At 68.4% G+C, this 14,693-nt stretch carries 17 protein-coding genes; 2 read left to right on the top strand and 15 right to left on the bottom strand.

Annotation, left to right across the window (positions count from 1 at the left end; translation table 11 throughout):
• Positions 1–22 precede the first annotated feature (22 nt).
• The 9 genes from ACFYXH_RS41270 to ACFYXH_RS41230 form a co-directional block, all read right to left on the bottom strand.
• Positions 23–889, bottom strand: a complete 867-nt coding sequence (locus ACFYXH_RS41270; RefSeq protein ID WP_389574697.1) for a class I SAM-dependent methyltransferase — start codon at positions 887–889, stop codon at positions 23–25.
• Between the two features lie 94 nt (positions 890–983).
• Complete coding sequence (locus ACFYXH_RS41265; protein ID WP_389574694.1) at positions 984–2,279, bottom strand: hypothetical protein; 1,296 nt, start codon at positions 2,277–2,279, stop codon at positions 984–986.
• Positions 2,276–2,599: a helix-turn-helix domain-containing protein gene (locus ACFYXH_RS41260; RefSeq protein WP_389574691.1), complete on the bottom strand. Its 324-nt coding sequence runs from the start codon at positions 2,597–2,599 to the stop codon at positions 2,276–2,278. Before ACFYXH_RS41260 ends, ACFYXH_RS41265 begins: the two co-directional genes overlap by 4 nt.
• Complete coding sequence (locus ACFYXH_RS41255) at positions 2,596–3,672, bottom strand: tyrosine-type recombinase/integrase (protein WP_389574689.1); 1,077 nt, start codon at positions 3,670–3,672, stop codon at positions 2,596–2,598. Before ACFYXH_RS41255 ends, ACFYXH_RS41260 begins: the two co-directional genes overlap by 4 nt.
• A gap of 248 nt (positions 3,673–3,920) precedes the next feature.
• Complete coding sequence (locus ACFYXH_RS41250; RefSeq protein ID WP_389574686.1) at positions 3,921–5,744, bottom strand: ABC transporter ATP-binding protein; 1,824 nt, start codon at positions 5,742–5,744, stop codon at positions 3,921–3,923.
• The gene (locus ACFYXH_RS41245; RefSeq protein WP_389574683.1) at positions 5,741–6,175 is read right to left on the bottom strand and encodes a lasso peptide biosynthesis B2 protein; all 435 of its coding nucleotides are present in this window, start codon (positions 6,173–6,175) and stop codon (positions 5,741–5,743) included. Before ACFYXH_RS41245 ends, ACFYXH_RS41250 begins: the two co-directional genes overlap by 4 nt.
• A complete protein-coding gene (locus tag ACFYXH_RS41240) occupies positions 6,172–6,426 on the bottom strand; it encodes a lasso peptide biosynthesis PqqD family chaperone (protein WP_389574681.1) in 255 nt (84 codons plus the stop codon). The genes ACFYXH_RS41245 and ACFYXH_RS41240 overlap by 4 nt, the downstream gene beginning before the upstream one ends.
• Positions 6,427–6,455: 29 nt before the next feature.
• Positions 6,456–8,312, bottom strand: coding sequence for a lasso peptide isopeptide bond-forming cyclase (locus tag ACFYXH_RS41235; protein WP_389574679.1), 1,857 nt, complete (start codon positions 8,310–8,312; stop codon positions 6,456–6,458).
• 26 nt (positions 8,313–8,338) lie between these two features.
• Positions 8,339–8,449, bottom strand: coding sequence for a keywimysin-related RiPP (locus tag ACFYXH_RS41230; protein WP_107473153.1), 111 nt, complete (start codon positions 8,447–8,449; stop codon positions 8,339–8,341).
• 571 nt (positions 8,450–9,020) lie between these two features.
• Between ACFYXH_RS41230 and ACFYXH_RS41225 the strand changes: the two genes are divergently transcribed.
• A complete protein-coding gene (locus ACFYXH_RS41225) occupies positions 9,021–9,347 on the top strand; it encodes a hypothetical protein (protein ID WP_389574676.1) in 327 nt (108 codons plus the stop codon).
• A 736-nt stretch (positions 9,348–10,083) separates the two neighbouring features.
• Here the strand turns inward: ACFYXH_RS41225 and ACFYXH_RS41220 are convergent.
• The 3 genes from ACFYXH_RS41220 to ACFYXH_RS41210 form a co-directional block, all read right to left on the bottom strand.
• Positions 10,084–10,902 (bottom strand): tyrosinase family protein, encoded by an 819-nt coding sequence (locus ACFYXH_RS41220; RefSeq protein ID WP_389574673.1) that lies wholly within the window; start codon positions 10,900–10,902, stop codon positions 10,084–10,086.
• A 35-nt stretch (positions 10,903–10,937) separates the two neighbouring features.
• On the bottom strand, positions 10,938–11,408 hold the full coding sequence (locus ACFYXH_RS41215) for a tyrosinase family oxidase copper chaperone (protein ID WP_389574670.1): 471 nt from the start codon (positions 11,406–11,408) through the stop codon (positions 10,938–10,940).
• A gap of 702 nt (positions 11,409–12,110) precedes the next feature.
• Positions 12,111–12,479, bottom strand: a complete 369-nt coding sequence (locus ACFYXH_RS41210; RefSeq protein WP_389574668.1) for a hypothetical protein — start codon at positions 12,477–12,479, stop codon at positions 12,111–12,113.
• A 181-nt stretch (positions 12,480–12,660) separates the two neighbouring features.
• Here ACFYXH_RS41210 and ACFYXH_RS41205 point away from each other — a divergent pair, with 181 nt between their 5' ends.
• Complete coding sequence (locus tag ACFYXH_RS41205) at positions 12,661–12,789, top strand: transposase (RefSeq protein WP_389574665.1); 129 nt, start codon at positions 12,661–12,663, stop codon at positions 12,787–12,789.
• Between the two features lie 9 nt (positions 12,790–12,798).
• Here the strand turns inward: ACFYXH_RS41205 and ACFYXH_RS41200 are convergent, their stop codons facing one another.
• The 3 genes from ACFYXH_RS41200 to ACFYXH_RS41190 form a co-directional block, all read right to left on the bottom strand.
• Positions 12,799–13,359, bottom strand: a complete 561-nt coding sequence (locus ACFYXH_RS41200; protein WP_389574662.1) for a GNAT family N-acetyltransferase — start codon at positions 13,357–13,359, stop codon at positions 12,799–12,801.
• Between the two features lie 102 nt (positions 13,360–13,461).
• Positions 13,462–13,779: a hypothetical protein gene (locus tag ACFYXH_RS41195; RefSeq protein ID WP_389574659.1), complete on the bottom strand. Its 318-nt coding sequence runs from the start codon at positions 13,777–13,779 to the stop codon at positions 13,462–13,464.
• Between the two features lie 206 nt (positions 13,780–13,985).
• Positions 13,986–14,492: a hypothetical protein gene (locus tag ACFYXH_RS41190; protein WP_389574657.1), complete on the bottom strand. Its 507-nt coding sequence runs from the start codon at positions 14,490–14,492 to the stop codon at positions 13,986–13,988.
• Between the last annotated feature and the right edge of the window lie 201 nt (positions 14,493–14,693).

The following is a 14,693-nucleotide window of genomic DNA, read 5'->3' as shown; positions in this document are numbered from 1 at the left end:
GGCAGGCCCTTCACCACTGGGCTCACTCGGCGTGCTGTCCGACACGGAGGACGCTCAGGTAACGGCGTGATGCTCGGTCGCCCATCCGCGTGCGGATGCGCTCGGCGATTGCGTCGAGCAGGGGCTCACGGACGTCGCGGTCGAGTCTCCGGTACAGCGACAACGAGCGAAGGTGATCGGCAAAGCCGTCCCCGTTGAACCACTGAACGGTCGGGTACCAGCGCACGATCGTTGGGCCGAACAATCCGCCGGGATCTTCGACCAGTCCCCAGCCCTCGTCGGTGGTGCGGACGTCGTCCTCCAGGGGCGGATGACCCCAACCGGGGTTCCCGGGGCAGAACCGCTCGTGGAGATCGGCGGTCTCGGCGTACACCTCCGGCTCTCCCGGTCGGCGGACAACGACGTTGCCGAGTAGCGCCATCCAGCCTGCGGGATAGAGCACGTCGTGCGCTCGCTGCCAGCCAATCGATGGGTCGACCCAGTGCCACGACGACGCAGCCACGAGAACATCGAGGCGTCGACCGCGGTCGTCCCACTCCTCAAACATCGACGTCTCGACTTCGACGTTGCGGAAGGAGGCGATCCGCTGGCGAGCGAGTGCGGCCATGTCTGCGCCCTGCTCGATGGCGGTCACTGAGCATCCGAGCGCTGCCAGCGAGCGCGTCGCCTGACCAGTACCGCAGCCCACCTCCAGCACCGACGACCGTCCGTCCATACCGGTGATGGCGCCAAGGTCCGCGAACAACTCGTCGGGGTATCCCGGCCGGACTCGGTCGTAGAGCTCCGGCACCTCGTTGAACACTCGGCCGAGGTCGTGTCGGTTCGGGCGCATCTTCGGATCATCAGTCACGAACGCACAAGCTATGAGGCTCGTCGACGGGGACGCCATTGGTTTAACGGCAGCTCTTCGACAGCAGCCGTACCGGTCTTTTCTGTCTGCTCCGCCAGCATCGTTCGGTCGGGGATCCCCTTACGGGCAGCCGTCAAGAGCGCCCTCTCTCCCTTCCGACCGCATCTCGGCGGACTCCCGTCTGGTCGTCGAGCAGGTTCTGGGCGATGGTCGCGTAGCGGCTCGCGGCGGTGTGGGACAGGTTGAAGACCAGGGCGAGGTGCAACGGGTCGGCGCCGACGGTGAGGGCTTCGTGCAGTACCCGGTCGCCGCGGATGCGTTCGAGGTAGACGCCCTGGTGCAGGAGGTGCCGCTTGAGGTATTCGGCGCTGACGGGCCCGGTCCCCAGGGCGGTCTTCGCGTTGATTAACACGTGCCGGTTGGGGGTCTTCGGCCAGATGGTGCGGCGTTCGTCGAGCCAGGCCAGCAGGGTCTGGTGGGGTAGTTCGCCGAGTCGTTGAGCGTGTCCGGCGATGGAGATACGGCGGTTGGGCAGGTCGAGGTCGTCCAGGGTGAGGTGTCGGATGGCCGTGGCGCGGGCGGCGTGGACGGCGGCCAGGGCGACGATCAGCCGTTGCGCCGGGGTGACGGCGATCCGTTCGACGGCGAGCACTTCGGCGTCGGTCAGCGGCAGCAGGTTGCGCTCGATCTCTTCGGTCTTGAGCCGGGTGGTGGGATTGGCAAAGATCAGGCCGCGCTTCTTGGCGAAGCGGAACAGCGAGCGCAGTCCGGCGATGGCGTTGCGCCGCTGCCATCCGCGCAACGTAGCCAAGGCGGTGGTGACGTCAGCGACGGTTATCTCACGCAGGTGCCCGCGAGTGGCTGCCCAGTTCTCCAGCAGGGGTCTGACGCACCCGAAGTAGACGTTGAGGCAGGTGTGTGACCGGGGCCTGGCGCGGCTGTCACCGTCGAGTAGGACCAGTAGCCAGGCACGGACGTCGCTGGCGAAGCCGGCGGGCAGTTCGCTGGTGCGGTGGTCGACCCAGGAGCGGATCGCCAAGGCGCTGTCGTCGTCCAGAAGGTCCAGATCGGCGAGTACCTCGGCGACCCGGTAGCTGGAAGCATGTCGCGGTATTCGCGTACGGACGTCGGTGACCCTCACGGGCTCGCCGGGCGGGCGGTCCTCCAGCACGGTCGTCAGGCCGTCCATCGCGCACCGGACGAGGGACGGTGACCAGCCGTTGGTCTCGCCGAGTTGCTTGGCGTGAGCTGCGGCGGACCTCAGCGCGGGATTGTCCGAGGTCAGGGCAGGATGCTGCCAGCGCGGCGGGGGCGGGACACCGGTCTTGCGCCGGTAATAGGAGGCCAGGCCCCGGCATTTGTTGTCGCAGTAGGCCCGATCTCGCCGTGATCCTTCGGGCAGCGGCTTGCCGCAGTGCACGCAGCTCATCGGGGCGGCAGGGACCTGCCCGTGCGAGGACGCGGGGTGACGACGCTGGGCTGGCCCACGGCGACGGTCTGCTCGTCGGTCGCCGGCGTAGGCTCCGGCACCCTCTCCGGCTCGGGCAGGAGCAGTTCTTCGACGCCGCAGCCGAGCACGGCGCAGATGACGTCCAGTTCATCGAGCTTGACGGTGTTCGGTCGGCCGGACCACAGGCCCGACATCTTGCCTGCGCTGATCACAACGCCGCGTTCGGCGAGCATCCGCTGGAGTTCACTGGCTTTCCAGATGCCGCGGTTGGCGGCCGCCAGGCGAAGGTTCCACTTCATAGGGCCAGTCCCTTCCATCGGTCAGTGGCGCGCTGCTGTCCGGCGACCCAGGCGTCTTCGACGTGGGTGCCGTGGACGTGGATGTACCGGGCCGTGGTGCCGGTCCAGGAATTCCCGAGGAGCTCTTGGATGGCGATCAGGGTCATGCCGGCGAGGTAGAGCTGGGAGGCGCAGAAGTGCCGCAGCACGTGTGGGGTGAGCTTCCCGGCCCAGGTCGGGAGGTGCTGGGCGGCGGCGTCGGCCAGCGCCCTGCGGTAGACATCGGCGGTAGCCCGTGAGCACGAGCCGTCCCGGTTCTTGCGCTCGGAGGGGAACAGCGGGGCACCGGGCCGGGTGTGGTCGGCGTCGAAGTGGCCCCACACGTCCTCGATGAACCACCGCAGGTTGCGGTCGGCACCGTTGATCAGCGGCACCAGTCGCGGCTTCGGTCCCCGTCGCCGGGATCCCTTGCCGTGCCGGACGTTAAGTTTGCCGAACCGGCCCAGCTCCCAACGGACGTCGTCCAGGTCGAGCATCCGGGCCTCGTTGATTCGCAGCCCCACGTCGGCCGCCAGCCGAGCAACGGCATAGTTGCGTGCGGCCGGGCCGAACTTGCGGCAGGAGATGAGCTCCTCGCGCCACCCGGCGAAGAGCTCTTCGATCTCGGCTTCGCTGGGCGGGATACGCAGCTGCGGTTCCATCGAGGCCCGTGGCCGGTTCATCTCGTCCAGCGGGCACTCGACCACGCGGCCGGTGAGGTTGTGCAGTTCGACCTTGTGCCGCAGTTCAAGGAACTGGAAGAACACCGTCAGTGCCCCCGCCCGGCCGGTCCGGGTCGAAGGCTTGGCATCGCGGAGCACCTTGCCGAAGTACGCGTCGGCGTCAGGCGGCTGTAACTCCCACAGTGGACGGCCGAACCAGTCCCGGATCAGCTCCAGGTGGTTGGTGTCGTTGCGGATCGTGCTGTCGACCGGCCCGGCCGACGCCCGCGCGAGGACGAACCCCGCCAGCACGTCGGTCTCGAACTGGGCGAGTTCCTCCTCGCTCACCGGGGCCCGGTACTCACGCAGATCGCGCACTACGGCCAGAGCCAACCCACGCCTCCTCAACTTCATCCAGACTGAAGGAATCCCGTCAGCAATGAGGCTTGCGCACTCAGGGCGAGGTTGGGTCAGAACGGGCTCCGGTCACCCGGACGAGGGAACAGGCCCTGGTACAGGCACTCTCACGAGCGCCGGTCGGTCGTGGACGAGGCAGGGAACTCAGCGACTATTGCTCACCGGACCTCGGTGTTGTGTCCGCCCGGTTCACAGTGGGCTGTGCGGGTGGGGGAGTGCGGTTGTCACGGGGAGGGCGGGGTGGCGGCCGGGCGGAGCATTTGGCCGGCCGCCAGTTCGCGGTAGGTGGGGCTGTGGGTGAGTAGTTCTTCGTGGCGTCCGCAGGCGACGGCTCTGCCTTCGTCCAGCACGATGATCCGGTCGGCGTGCTGGACCGTGGACAGCCGGTGCGCGATCACCAGGACGGCGCATTCTCGGGCGACGTCCCGCATCGCGGCGGTGAGCGCGGCTTCGTTGACGGCGTCGAGGTGGGAGGTGGGCTCGTCGAGCAGGAGGATCGAGGGGCGGGCGAGCAGGGCGCGGGCGAGGGCGACGCGTTGTCGCTCGCCGCCGGAGAGTGTGCCGCCGCGTTCGCCGAGCATGCCGGGCAGGCCACCGGGCAGCCGTTCGACGACGCCTGTGAGCTGGGCGAGTTCGACTACGCGTCGGACCTCGGCCTCGGTGGCGTCGGGTGCGGCATAGGTGATGTTGTCCCACAGTGAGCCATGGACGACGTGGGTGTTCTGGTCGACGACCGCGATGTGTGAGCGGCACTCCCCGCGGCTCAGTTCGGTGGCGGGCAGACCGTCGAACAGCAGGGCCCCGGAGTCCGGTTCGTAAAATCTGGCGATGAGGGCGAAGATTGTGCTCTTTCCGGCACCCGACGGGCCGACCAGGGCTGTCTGTCGCCGGTGGGGGGCGGTGAAAGAGATGCTGCGCAGCACGGGCCGGCTCGGGTCGTAGCCGAAGGTGAGGTCCTGCAGGGTGAGGGCGGGTTTCTCGTAGGAGATGGTCTGCCGGGCCGCCTCGCGCGTATGTGCCCGGACAGCCGGCGTCTGTTGGGAGGGCTCCGCCGGCAGGGAAAGTGCCTGCTCGATGCGCTGGTAGGCCCCCATGCCGCGCTGGATCAGGCCGACTGCCCGGAAGACCGAGGACAGTGGAAGGACCAGGTAGGAGGCGTACAGCAGGAAGGCGACCAGGTCGCCGAGGGAGTTGGTGTGGCCGTTGACCCGCAGGCCGCCGATGACCAGGACGATCAGGAAGGAGCCCTGTACCGCGAGTTCGACCGCGGGGCTCATCACGGAGGCGAGTTTCGCGGTCCGTACGCCGGCGCTGTACGCCGATTCGACGCATTCTCCGATGCGGCCCGCTTCACGGTCCTCGGCTCGGTGAACCCGGACCATCGGCATGGCGCCGAGCGCGCGTTCGAGGTCGGCGGCGATCGCGCCGACGGAGGTCTGCATGCGTTCGGAGGCAGCCCGGATGCCCTTGAGAAGCGAGGCGACGATCACGGCGGCGGTAGCTACGGTCGCTGTGACCAGGAGCAGCAGCAGGGGGTCGATCCACACCATGAGGACGATCGCCCCCGCCGCGACGAGGGCACCCGTCACCAGATCGACCAGTGCCTGGGAGACGACTTCTCTGAGCAGGGTGGTGTCGGTGGTGACCCGGGAGATCAGGTCGCCGGTGCGGTGCCGGTCGTATTCCCGCATCTCCAGCCGGAGCAGTTGTCCGACCAGGCTGTGGCGCAGCCCTCGTACGATGCTTTCGCCCATGCGCTCCAGAACGAAGCGGCCTGCTGCGCCGGTCGCCGCTTCGGTGACGAACAGCCCGGCGAGGAGCAGCAGCAGTGGCCACAGCATCTGTCCGCGCCCGCTCGCGTCCACTGCCTGTTTGGCAGTGAGCGGCTGGGCAAGCCCGAGTGCGGAGCCGGCGAGGGTGAGTACGGTGGCGACGGTGATGGAGGCCCGGTGGCCGGTGGTGAGCCGGTACATGGTGGCGACCGCGGCCCGGGTGGAGCGCTCAATCTCGGCCGCCGGCTGTGCCTGATCCACGACGGTGTCGGTCATCGGCCTGGTCGGCTCGCGGCGGCGACCGTGATGAGCCGGGTGAAGTAGTCGTCGGGTACGCCCTCGTCCACGGGGCGGCCGTCCGCCTCGATCCAGGCGTGTGCCGTGAACGGCGGCACCACGCGCACCCCGGTGCACCAGGTCGGCCAGCTCCCTGACAGGCGACACAGCAGCGCGGCTCCCAGAGACCGGGGCAGGCAGCCTTTCGGGCCTGCGCAGCGCAGGCTCACCGCGCACATCGCGTCCCGTGCGTTCTTTGCCTGTGCGGCGGTGGCCGGCGTGGCCCCGCGGCATGCGAGGTGGAGCACGGCGCGGATCCGGCGGGGCGGCAGAAGCGAGAGCGCGAGGGCGGGGGGCAGGACGAGACGGGCGGCCAGGCGCCGGGCGAAGGGCACGCCGGTGGGCCGCTGCAGGGCGCTGGGGGTCGTCATTGGGCCAGCCCCGAGGTCCGCAGTTGCTGTACGAGGGCGTCGACGTCCTGCTTCGCCTGGACGAGGTCGATGTCGAACTCGGCGGCGAGCGCGGCGACCGCGGCGGCCTCGTCACCGCCCGCCATCAGCGTGTTGACCACCAGGGTGCCGGTGGGATTCAACTCCCAGTAGTCTCCGGCGCGTTCGTCCAGGAGGACCGTGCCGTAGTCCGTCTCGGCAGTGGAGACATTGGCGCCGAACTTCAATGCCATGCGTGTGCCTTTCTGCGGAGCAACGGTGGTCATGAGGAGGCGGGAGCCTGGGGCTCGGTAGTTCGGTGGAGGCCGCGCAGCCACACTTCGGCGGCGATGGTCGAGTAGAGGATCGCGTCGCGCAGTTCGGGTGTGGCCGGCCGCTGGGCGAGCCGGCGCAGGGCTGCGCCGTCGATGAGGCCGAGCTGTTCCAGCCGGGAGTCCGCCCAGAGCGCCAGCAGATCGGCGCGGTGTTCGCGCAGTCCGTTGGATGCGTCCATGGAAGCGGCGGCCTTGTTGGTGCGCCGCAGGCACGCATCGGGCACGATCCCGCTCATGGCGGCGGTCAGTAGGGGTTTGTACTGCCAGGGCGTGACGCGCTCGCTGGGGCGGATGGCGAGGCATGCCTCGATGACGCGGTCGTCGAGGAACGGCGATGCCATCGGTAAGCCAGCCCGGGCGGCCATCCGGTCCCACTGGCGGATGATGCGGGTGCAGGAAAGGATCTGTTCGAGGTCGGTGTGCAGGCCGCGGTCCGGGTGCAGCGGTACGGCGGTCATGGCGGCCTCGCGCAGCGCCCGTTGGGCCATCCGTTCGGCGTCGGGGGTGACCCAGTCGAAGAGGCGAGGGGGCATGCCCCAGCCGAGGCTGGTGCTGACGGTGGCGGGTAGTGGGTCTCGCAGGCGGCCGCTGGAGTCGGCCAGCCACTTCCCGTACGGCCGCGAGTCGGCCAGCGCGCGTGCCGTGCCGCCCAGTGGCCACTGCCACAGGGCCCTGAAGCCGCGCAGCTGGCGCAGCGCGAACAGCGGGCGGGTGCGGAGCAGTCGGTGGTAATACGCCTCCGAGCACCAGGCCACGTGGTCGCCGCCGATGCCGGTCAGGTGCAACCGGCTGCCCCGCTCCGCCAGGCCGGGCAGGTGGTGCAGGACCCGGGAGCGGTCCATGACGCCGATGGTCGGTTCGTCCAGCAGGTCATCGATGCCGAGCAGGCCGGTGTAGACGAGCGGCGAGGTATCGGCGTCCCAGACCACATGGTCGATGTCCGGCAACGAGCGGGCGGCCTGTTGTGCCCAGTACAGATCGGTGTCGGCGGGGTCGCGACCAGGCCAGGTACTGGCCACTACCCGGGCCGGTGAGCGGTCCGCCAGGAAACAGATGGAGGTGGAATCCAGGCCGCCTGACAGGTCGCAGCTGACCACGCCACCCTGCCGGGTACGGGCGCCGACCGCCGCGGCCAGGGCTTCGCGGACGAGAGGGGCGCCATCGGCGAGCGTGCGTGCCGGTTCTGGCGGTGTCCACCAGCGCGAGTGGCGTACGGTCCGGCCGTTGGGCGAGACGATCAGCGCGTCCTGGGGGGACACGGCGGTGATGCCTCGCCACATGGGTGCCCCGGCGAGTGGATGGGGAACCGGCCACAGCAGCCGGACGGCCAGTTGCTCCTCGTCCGGGTCGGTGCCGAGCGCGGCGGCGAGTACGTCGGCGCGGGTGGCAGCCACCTGTGTTCCGTCAACGGGGGCATGGAAGACCAGCCGGAGCCCACAGGCGGTGCCCTGCACCCTGAGCCGCCCGTCGAGCGCGGCGACGAGATGGAAGCTCCCTGGAAGGGAGCGGGCCAGTGCGTCGAGTTCGGCGAGATCACGTAGCCGCCCGGCTCGGCGCTCGAGCTCTACGGCGTCGATCGGACAGCAGCCGATGATCGCGAGGACCGTGTGGCCGGCGCGCGCGGTGACGATCTCCTCATCGTGCCACTGCCCCACCAGCCAGGGCCGGCCCGAAGCGTGCTGCAGGATTCGCGTTCCGGGGCGGGCGAAGGAGCGGGCCACGGCGGCCGCGTCCTCCCGGTCGGTGAAGACCGTGAAGTGCGCGTCGCCGGGGCCCGTCCCCGCACTCTCGTGCAGTTCAGTCATGACGTCGGGTCAGGAACCGTCGCCCGTCAGTTCTTGCTCAGGATGAGACGGTCGTTGCCGGAGCGCTGCAAGAGCCCGGTCTTCTTCCGGAACGTCCCGAGCCGGACCAGCGTCGGCGCCTCGTAAGCCTTCTTCATGACTTCTCCTCACGTATCACGACCGCCCCTCCTGGCCGGCCGGGAACCGGAGGCCGGTTCACTGCCGTCCCGTCCAGGCCCATCGGGAGCCGGAACAAGGAAGCGGGTGTACGCAATAGCTACGTGCACAGGTGGATGCCGAAGCAAGGTCGCTAGAGAAAATGGGATCATATGTAAAGTTCGAAAGTGGCCAGAGAGCTGCACTGCGGCTCACGAGGTTCGTCAGAAACCAAACATGCGGCGAGCGGGATGCGCGCAAGGACGGAAAACCGTTTCGACCTGCGCATCGAGAAGCACACGGTGAGTGTGGCGAGGAGGTCGCGCCAACCGGAACCGACCGGAGCCGCCGGGGCGCACTCCGACCTCGCCGCCGTGCTCCCTTCCCCGCTTCTTCCGCCTGAATGGCTCGATGCTGCCGCCGCGTATCGAGGTCACTCCCGGAAGATCGCTGTTACACCACTCGGCAGGACACCATCGCCGTTTCGCGAACGGCTCACCCTTTCCGCCTCCTGTGTCGTACGGCGTTGACCTGTGGCAAACGGGCTTGGAAACAGATTTTTAGGGTGGACAAATGACCACCGCTGATCTTGATGCGTTGTGCGTTGATGTGAGCCGCACCCTGGAACGCGCCGGCTTCGACATAGCGCCCAGCAGCACGGGCACCGTCGGCGGACTGCGCATCCAGCCCGCCCGCGACGACGTCCTGGTCACCTGGAACCCCGATGCCGAACTCCACGCCGCCACCCGGCACCTTCACAGCAGGGACCCCGGCGCCGACGACGACCGCGGCATCCGCAAAGCCCTCGCCACCGCCCTGGTCGCCACCCTCACCCAGGCCGGATTCACCGCCGCCGCCGACGAAGACAGCGGAGCCATCCACATCCCCGCCGCAGCCTAATGAGCCTGGGTCGTGAGTGAGACTCGATGAGTGGCCGCCAGCGGTGAGTACTGCCCTCACCGGAGCCGTTCGAGCTCTGCTGTCAGACCGTGCCCCTGCTGGTCGGCCGGGAGGCCGGACTGCTCATTAGACGGCTCGCGGCCGGCTACCAGGTCTACGCGGTCAACCCCCGGCAGGCGGCCAGGTTCAAGGAGCGATACGGCACCTCCGGCGCGAAGAGCGACGCACACGCGCTGGCCGACATGGCCGGGCCCTCGGTGCGCTCATGCGGCAAGTTCATGTGGCATTGCCCGACATCACCGAGTCGGCATCCCAGCCGGCAGAGGCAGCTATAGAGGGTGTCGACCGGGGCGCCGACCGCGACGGGAACCAAGGAAGGAGAAGCCGTCGCGGGTAAGCATCGCACCAGGCCGGCCCGTCCGACACCAAGATGCCGGCCGACACGCCAACCGAGGTGCCGCGACCATCGACGAGGCAGACAGCGACACACCGCAGCGGCAGTCGACTCAGCAGGCTCGCAGGGCAACACCGATGGCCTTGGACCTTGGGGCCCGACGGAGTCTTGCTATCCGACTCTCGGTTGCCTGCCATGCGTCGCCGGGTGTCCTTCGTGCATGTGCGTGGAACCCGGTCCGCGCACCCAACAAGAGTGCGCGGACCGTCCCCTCCTGTTGCCACCCTGCTCGTGCCGTCGCCGACGGCACGGCAGCGTGAGACCTCGGGGCAGGCCCCAGGGTTAGCGGTATGTGTAGAACTTGGTGTGGTCGAGCATGTCCTGCGGCGTGACGTCGTTCCACGGTTTCATCGTGTCGCGTAACCCGATGACGTTGCGCGGGGCGGTGGCCGGAAGGTATCCGGAGGTCGGGTGCAGCCTTTGCCAGTCGGCCCACAGTTTGTCGATGAAGCAGTGGTGAAGCCAGAAGACCGGATCGTTCGGCGAGGCTCCGGTGGTCATCTGACCGCCGACCCAAACGTGCACCCGGTTGTGGAGGTTCGGGCCCCGCCATCCTTCGACGTGGTTGCGGAAGCTGTTGGACCTGCTGTTCCACGGGGCGGCGTCGTAGGTGGGCATGGCCAGTACGGCGTCAACTTCGGCCCTGGTGGGCAGTTCCCCGACGCCGGCCCCCAGTGCTCGCCGCAGAAACGTCCTGCCGTCGACGCGTATGTTCAGGGGCCAGTTTCCGCTGGTGAAGGCGAAGGGGCCGGAGGTGACCCGGCCGTCTCCGGTGCGGCCGTCGCCGCCGAGGAAGTTGTCCGCCCACAGGGAGCTGGCGGGTGTGCGGTCGACGGTCCAGTCCCAGTAGGGAAGGGTGAGGGAGGGGTTGATGCTCTGCAGTGCCTGCTCGAACTGCAGCAGGAACCGGCGGTGCCAGGGGAGGAACGACGGTGAGCGGTGTCCTGTTCGTTCGCCGTCGTCGGTGTCGCTCATGATGAAGGCGTTGTGCGTGGTGATGAATTCGTCGTAGCGGCCCTGACGCTTCAGCTCGAGGAGGGCGTCGACGAAGTCCCGGCGTTCGGTGGCGGTCAGATCTGCCTGGTTCTTACGGTCTGCCATGCGATGATCCTTTGCTGGGAGGCTCGTACGCGCTGTCAGACGGTGACCGGCACCAGCGTGGCGCCATGTAATTCCCTCGCTGCGGCGCGGGCGGCATCACGCGGCGTGTGGTGCGTTTCGTAGTGGTTAATGACGCTGATCCAGGTGCCGTCGGCGTTCTGCATGATGTGCAGATCGTCGTCGTCCACGCGGACGACGAACCCCATCGATGCCTGACCATCCTCGGGAGGCCGCGTGCCCCCGTGGGAGCCATGGGCGGCGTGGGTACCGTGACCCTCGTCGGCCGGCCAGCCCTCTATATGCCGGCCCAGATAGATCTCGTTGAAAGACTCCGGCACCTGTGCAGCGCTCGCTGCGAGTGGATGGCTGGCATCGGTCCGCGGCCCATGGGGTGTGCCGGAGCGTGCTGCGTTCGCTGTAGCGACGGCGGCCGGGCCGGCGAGCGCGGCTCCGGCAAGCACCACCATCGACCCTCGAACAACGTCGCGGCGGGTGAGACCTTGCACGTCTCTCTCCTCTCGTCCGTTGAGTGCAGGCGGCGAACACGCACGGCAGGAACGTTTCGCCACGAGAGGGCGTGGCCGTCCTCTACCGCCACATGCTGGCAGCGGCGCTCGAACTTGGGAGAGGCGCGAGAATAGCGTGGTCAAGAACGAGACAAGATTGGGTGGAAAGTTCACCGTTCAAAAAACGAAGATCTTCCGGCGCCGCCCCTGAGCCGCTCGGATCGGGTAGAAATGCGGCTGTCACATCGCTTGCATGCGGAAATCTTGCAGCTGTCACTCTCCGCCCGGTGCCGAGTCGGTCGGGACAACTTGACGGGATTGCACAGCTAGCGGTGCACCGGCGGGGTAAAAGCATGGGCTTGCCCGCCGACCTGAAGCGGTACTGAGGTTCCCGACTTGTACTGGCCGTGGCGGATCGCGGTCGGGTTGGCCGCTCGTATCGTTTCCGTAGGACGCCGGGTTGGATGGCTCGTGAGGTTCCTGCCGCCCCTCGGGGCTGGCTCGCTCGGGGCGTGCCGCCGACCCGGCGTCCGGCCACGGTCCGACTCAACAGAGGCGTGTCCCGGCAGCGGTTCCGGAAGTCGGCGTGTCGGCCGTGGACGCCCTGTCGTCCGTCTGTGAGGAACGAACTCTCGTCATGCTGCTCGGTGTTGACCCGCACAAGTCCACTCACACCGCTACCGCCGTCGACCCTGCCTCGAATCAGCAGGCGGGCTCGCTGAGGATCGAGGCGAACCTGGCGGAGTACCGGCGTCTCCTGACCTGGTGCCGCCGCTGGCCGCAGCGCAGGTGGGTGGTGGAGAACGCCAATGGGCTCGGCCGCCACCTGGCCCAGTGCTCGTCGCCCGCGGCGAGAGCGTCATCGATGTACCCGCCTCGGCGACCAGCCGAGTCCGTCAACTCACCCGTGGCGGTGGCCGCAAGAACGACCGGATCGACGCTGCCGCCGCGGCCACGGCCTACATCCACGGAGACGGGCGCGAGATGAACGTGGACCACCACACCACGGCCCTGGCCCTGCTCGACGAACGACGCGTCAACCCTCGCCCAGGCCCGGGTCCGCACCGTCAACCATACTGCGTGATCTGCTGCCCGGCGGGGCTCCGCCTCAGCTGTCGGCGGACCGGGCCGCCGCGCTACTGCGCACGGTCCGCCCCGCCGGCGACGCCGAAAAGGTCCGCAAGGACTTGCCCGCGAGCTGGTCACTGAGATCCGCGCGCTGGACAAGCGACTGGCCGAGAACGCCACCCGCATGGAAGAACTCGTCGGGGCCTCGGGCAGCACGCTGATGAACACGTCCGGCGTCGGGCCGACGCTGGCGGCACGGCTCGTCGGCCGCGTTGGACGCGCCAGCCGCTTCGCCACCGCTGCGCAGCCTTGAGAAGCGTCGCTACGCGCCGAGTGGCCTGATGAGTACCTGGTAGAGGGGCGAGTCGTCCCAAGGGCGGCTATGGCCGACGAGGCTGTACCCGAGGTTCTTGTAGAGGGTGAGTGCGGGCTCGGCTTCGGGGCGCACGGCCAGCGTGACGCGCTCAGTCTGCAGGCCGTCGAGGAGCTTGGCGTGCATTTGCGTGGCCAGCCCGTGACGTCGTTGGGCGGGTAGGACGGCGAGCTCCATGATGACGAAGGTCCGATGTCCATCTTCGCGCGTGAAGGCTTCGGCGGGTTTGGTGTCCACAAAGCCTTCCCACCAACTGGTCTCGGACTGCAGCTCGTAGCCGTAAGTGAATCCGACGTTGAGACCGTCCTGGTCAGCCGCGGTGATGCGGAATCCTGGCGTGCGGCGCTCACGGTCGAAGCGTTCGAGGAAGTCCGCCACATCACGGGGGCCTTCGCCGTACGGGGGTTCGGCGAACACCGTCTCGTAGACGGGCAGAATCCTGCCGAGAAGGCGCTCTGCGCCTTCGGGGCCGGTGGCTTCCATGACCTGCGTGCCGCTGCTGGTTTCCACGCGGTTCCTACTCCTTCGGCGGCAAAGCGAGGGGATGGAAGGCGGCGAGAGCCGTGCGAGCTTCTGCGAGAGTCTCGCGAGCTCGGCCGGACGATACCTCCGTCAGGAGAGTTTCGCCCTGGACGATGTGGTGAGCCGCCTCGTGGGGCTCACCGGCGTCGACGAGGGCACGCGCGAGGTAGCCGCGGCCCACTCGTTGCGGGCATAGGTGGCCTCCTGCCGCTCCAGCGAGCGGCGTAGCCACGTCACGGCGGCACGGTGGTGGCCTGCTCGGGCGAAGAGTTCGGCCTGGGCATTAGCGATCTCGGCCGGCCCGTGGAACAGAGTCCAGTCCGGCGCCGGCCGGGAGCCCTGGTCCTGCTCGTACAGGCGGGCGGCGTTGGAGAGAGCCTGTCTGGCAGCGGTGTGATCGCCGAGCAATGCGAGGGCGCGGGCTTCGCGGGTGACCAGGATCGACAGCAGAGAGGGGGGGGTGCCCCATGGTTCAGCAAGGGAATGCGCGCGGCGCGCGTGGTCCAGGGCGCTGCGCGGCTCCTTCTGGCGGAGCGCAAGCAGGACTGCGAGGCGAGGACGACGACGGTGAGGGAGTCGTCGCGCAGTTCCTGGGCGCGTTCCATGGCCTTGCCCTAGTAGGCGCGGGCACTGACGTGCTCGCCTGCATCGAAGGCGAGCCACCCGACGTGTTCGGCTGTCTCTCCTGAGACAAGGCGGAGCTGACGACCGATGGTGTCGGGGTAGTCGGCGGTCGAGATCAGCCGCTCAATGCGGGAGAGGTGGGCGGCCGCCAGGGGACCAACGGTGGCTCCGCCGAATCGGTCGTCGAGACCATAGAGGGATGCCAGGCCGGCACGCAGGTCGGTGACGGTTTCGGTTCCTACACGGGGTATCGCCGCTGACGAAGTGCCGGCCGCGGCGAGAGCCGTGCCGAGAGCGGCTCCGCCGCTGGCGGAAAGAAAGGTGCGTCGGTCCACGGCGTCGTACGGTCCTTCAACAAGAGGTGGCGTGGGGGGCGGTACCGCATTTCGGCGAGCCTCGGGAATGTCGAAGCCGAGTTGTTCGAGCGGGATGCCGAGCATCGCTTCGAGGACGCGCTGACGAGGAGGGTGCGGCACGGCGGATTGGGCTTCCGCCACCGCCTGACCTGTCGGTCAGTGAGCTCGGGCGGCTCTCCGAGGCGACGTGCAACGGCTGCGTAGACCTTGACGAACACCTGGGCGTTCCTCCAGCCGAACTCGTCGACTAGGCAGTGTCCGGTCGATCATGAGCGGAGCCAGATGACGAGGGCTGCGGCGGTGACGGTGCCGAGGAAGACGTATCCGCGCTTGTCGTAACGA

The organism is Streptomyces sp. NPDC002730 (assembly GCF_042888805.1).
Taxonomy (GTDB): Bacteria; Actinomycetota; Actinomycetes; order Streptomycetales; family Streptomycetaceae; genus Streptomyces.
The sequence above is the reverse complement of the archived record's forward strand: the minus strand, read 5'-3'. Positions and strand labels throughout refer to the sequence as shown.

Excerpts from the sequence above, each read along its gene's own strand:
- ACFYXH_RS41260 (WP_389574691.1), bottom strand. The coding sequence starts at position 2,599 with ATGAAGTGGAACCTTCGCCTGGCGGCCGCCAACCGCGGCATCTGGAAA.
- ACFYXH_RS41205 (WP_389574665.1), top strand. The coding sequence starts at position 12,661 with ATGGAAGAACTCGTCGGGGCCTCGGGCAGCACGCTGATGAACACGTCC.
- ACFYXH_RS41235 (WP_389574679.1), bottom strand. The coding sequence starts at position 8,312 with ATGACTGAACTGCACGAGAGTGCGGGGACGGGCCCCGGCGACGCGCAC.
- ACFYXH_RS41270 (WP_389574697.1), bottom strand. The coding sequence starts at position 889 with ATGGCGTCCCCGTCGACGAGCCTCATAGCTTGTGCGTTCGTGACTGAT.
- ACFYXH_RS41230 (WP_107473153.1), bottom strand. The coding sequence starts at position 8,449 with ATGAAGAAGGCTTACGAGGCGCCGACGCTGGTCCGGCTCGGGACGTTC.
- ACFYXH_RS41250 (WP_389574686.1), bottom strand. The coding sequence starts at position 5,744 with ATGACCGACACCGTCGTGGATCAGGCACAGCCGGCGGCCGAGATTGAG.
- ACFYXH_RS41240 (WP_389574681.1), bottom strand. The coding sequence starts at position 6,426 with ATGGCATTGAAGTTCGGCGCCAATGTCTCCACTGCCGAGACGGACTAC.
- ACFYXH_RS41245 (WP_389574683.1), bottom strand. The coding sequence starts at position 6,175 with ATGACGACCCCCAGCGCCCTGCAGCGGCCCACCGGCGTGCCCTTCGCC.
- ACFYXH_RS41265 (WP_389574694.1), bottom strand. The coding sequence starts at position 2,279 with ATGAGCTGCGTGCACTGCGGCAAGCCGCTGCCCGAAGGATCACGGCGA.
- ACFYXH_RS41220 (WP_389574673.1), bottom strand. The coding sequence starts at position 10,902 with ATGGCAGACCGTAAGAACCAGGCAGATCTGACCGCCACCGAACGCCGG.
- ACFYXH_RS41225 (WP_389574676.1), top strand. The coding sequence starts at position 9,021 with ATGACCACCGCTGATCTTGATGCGTTGTGCGTTGATGTGAGCCGCACC.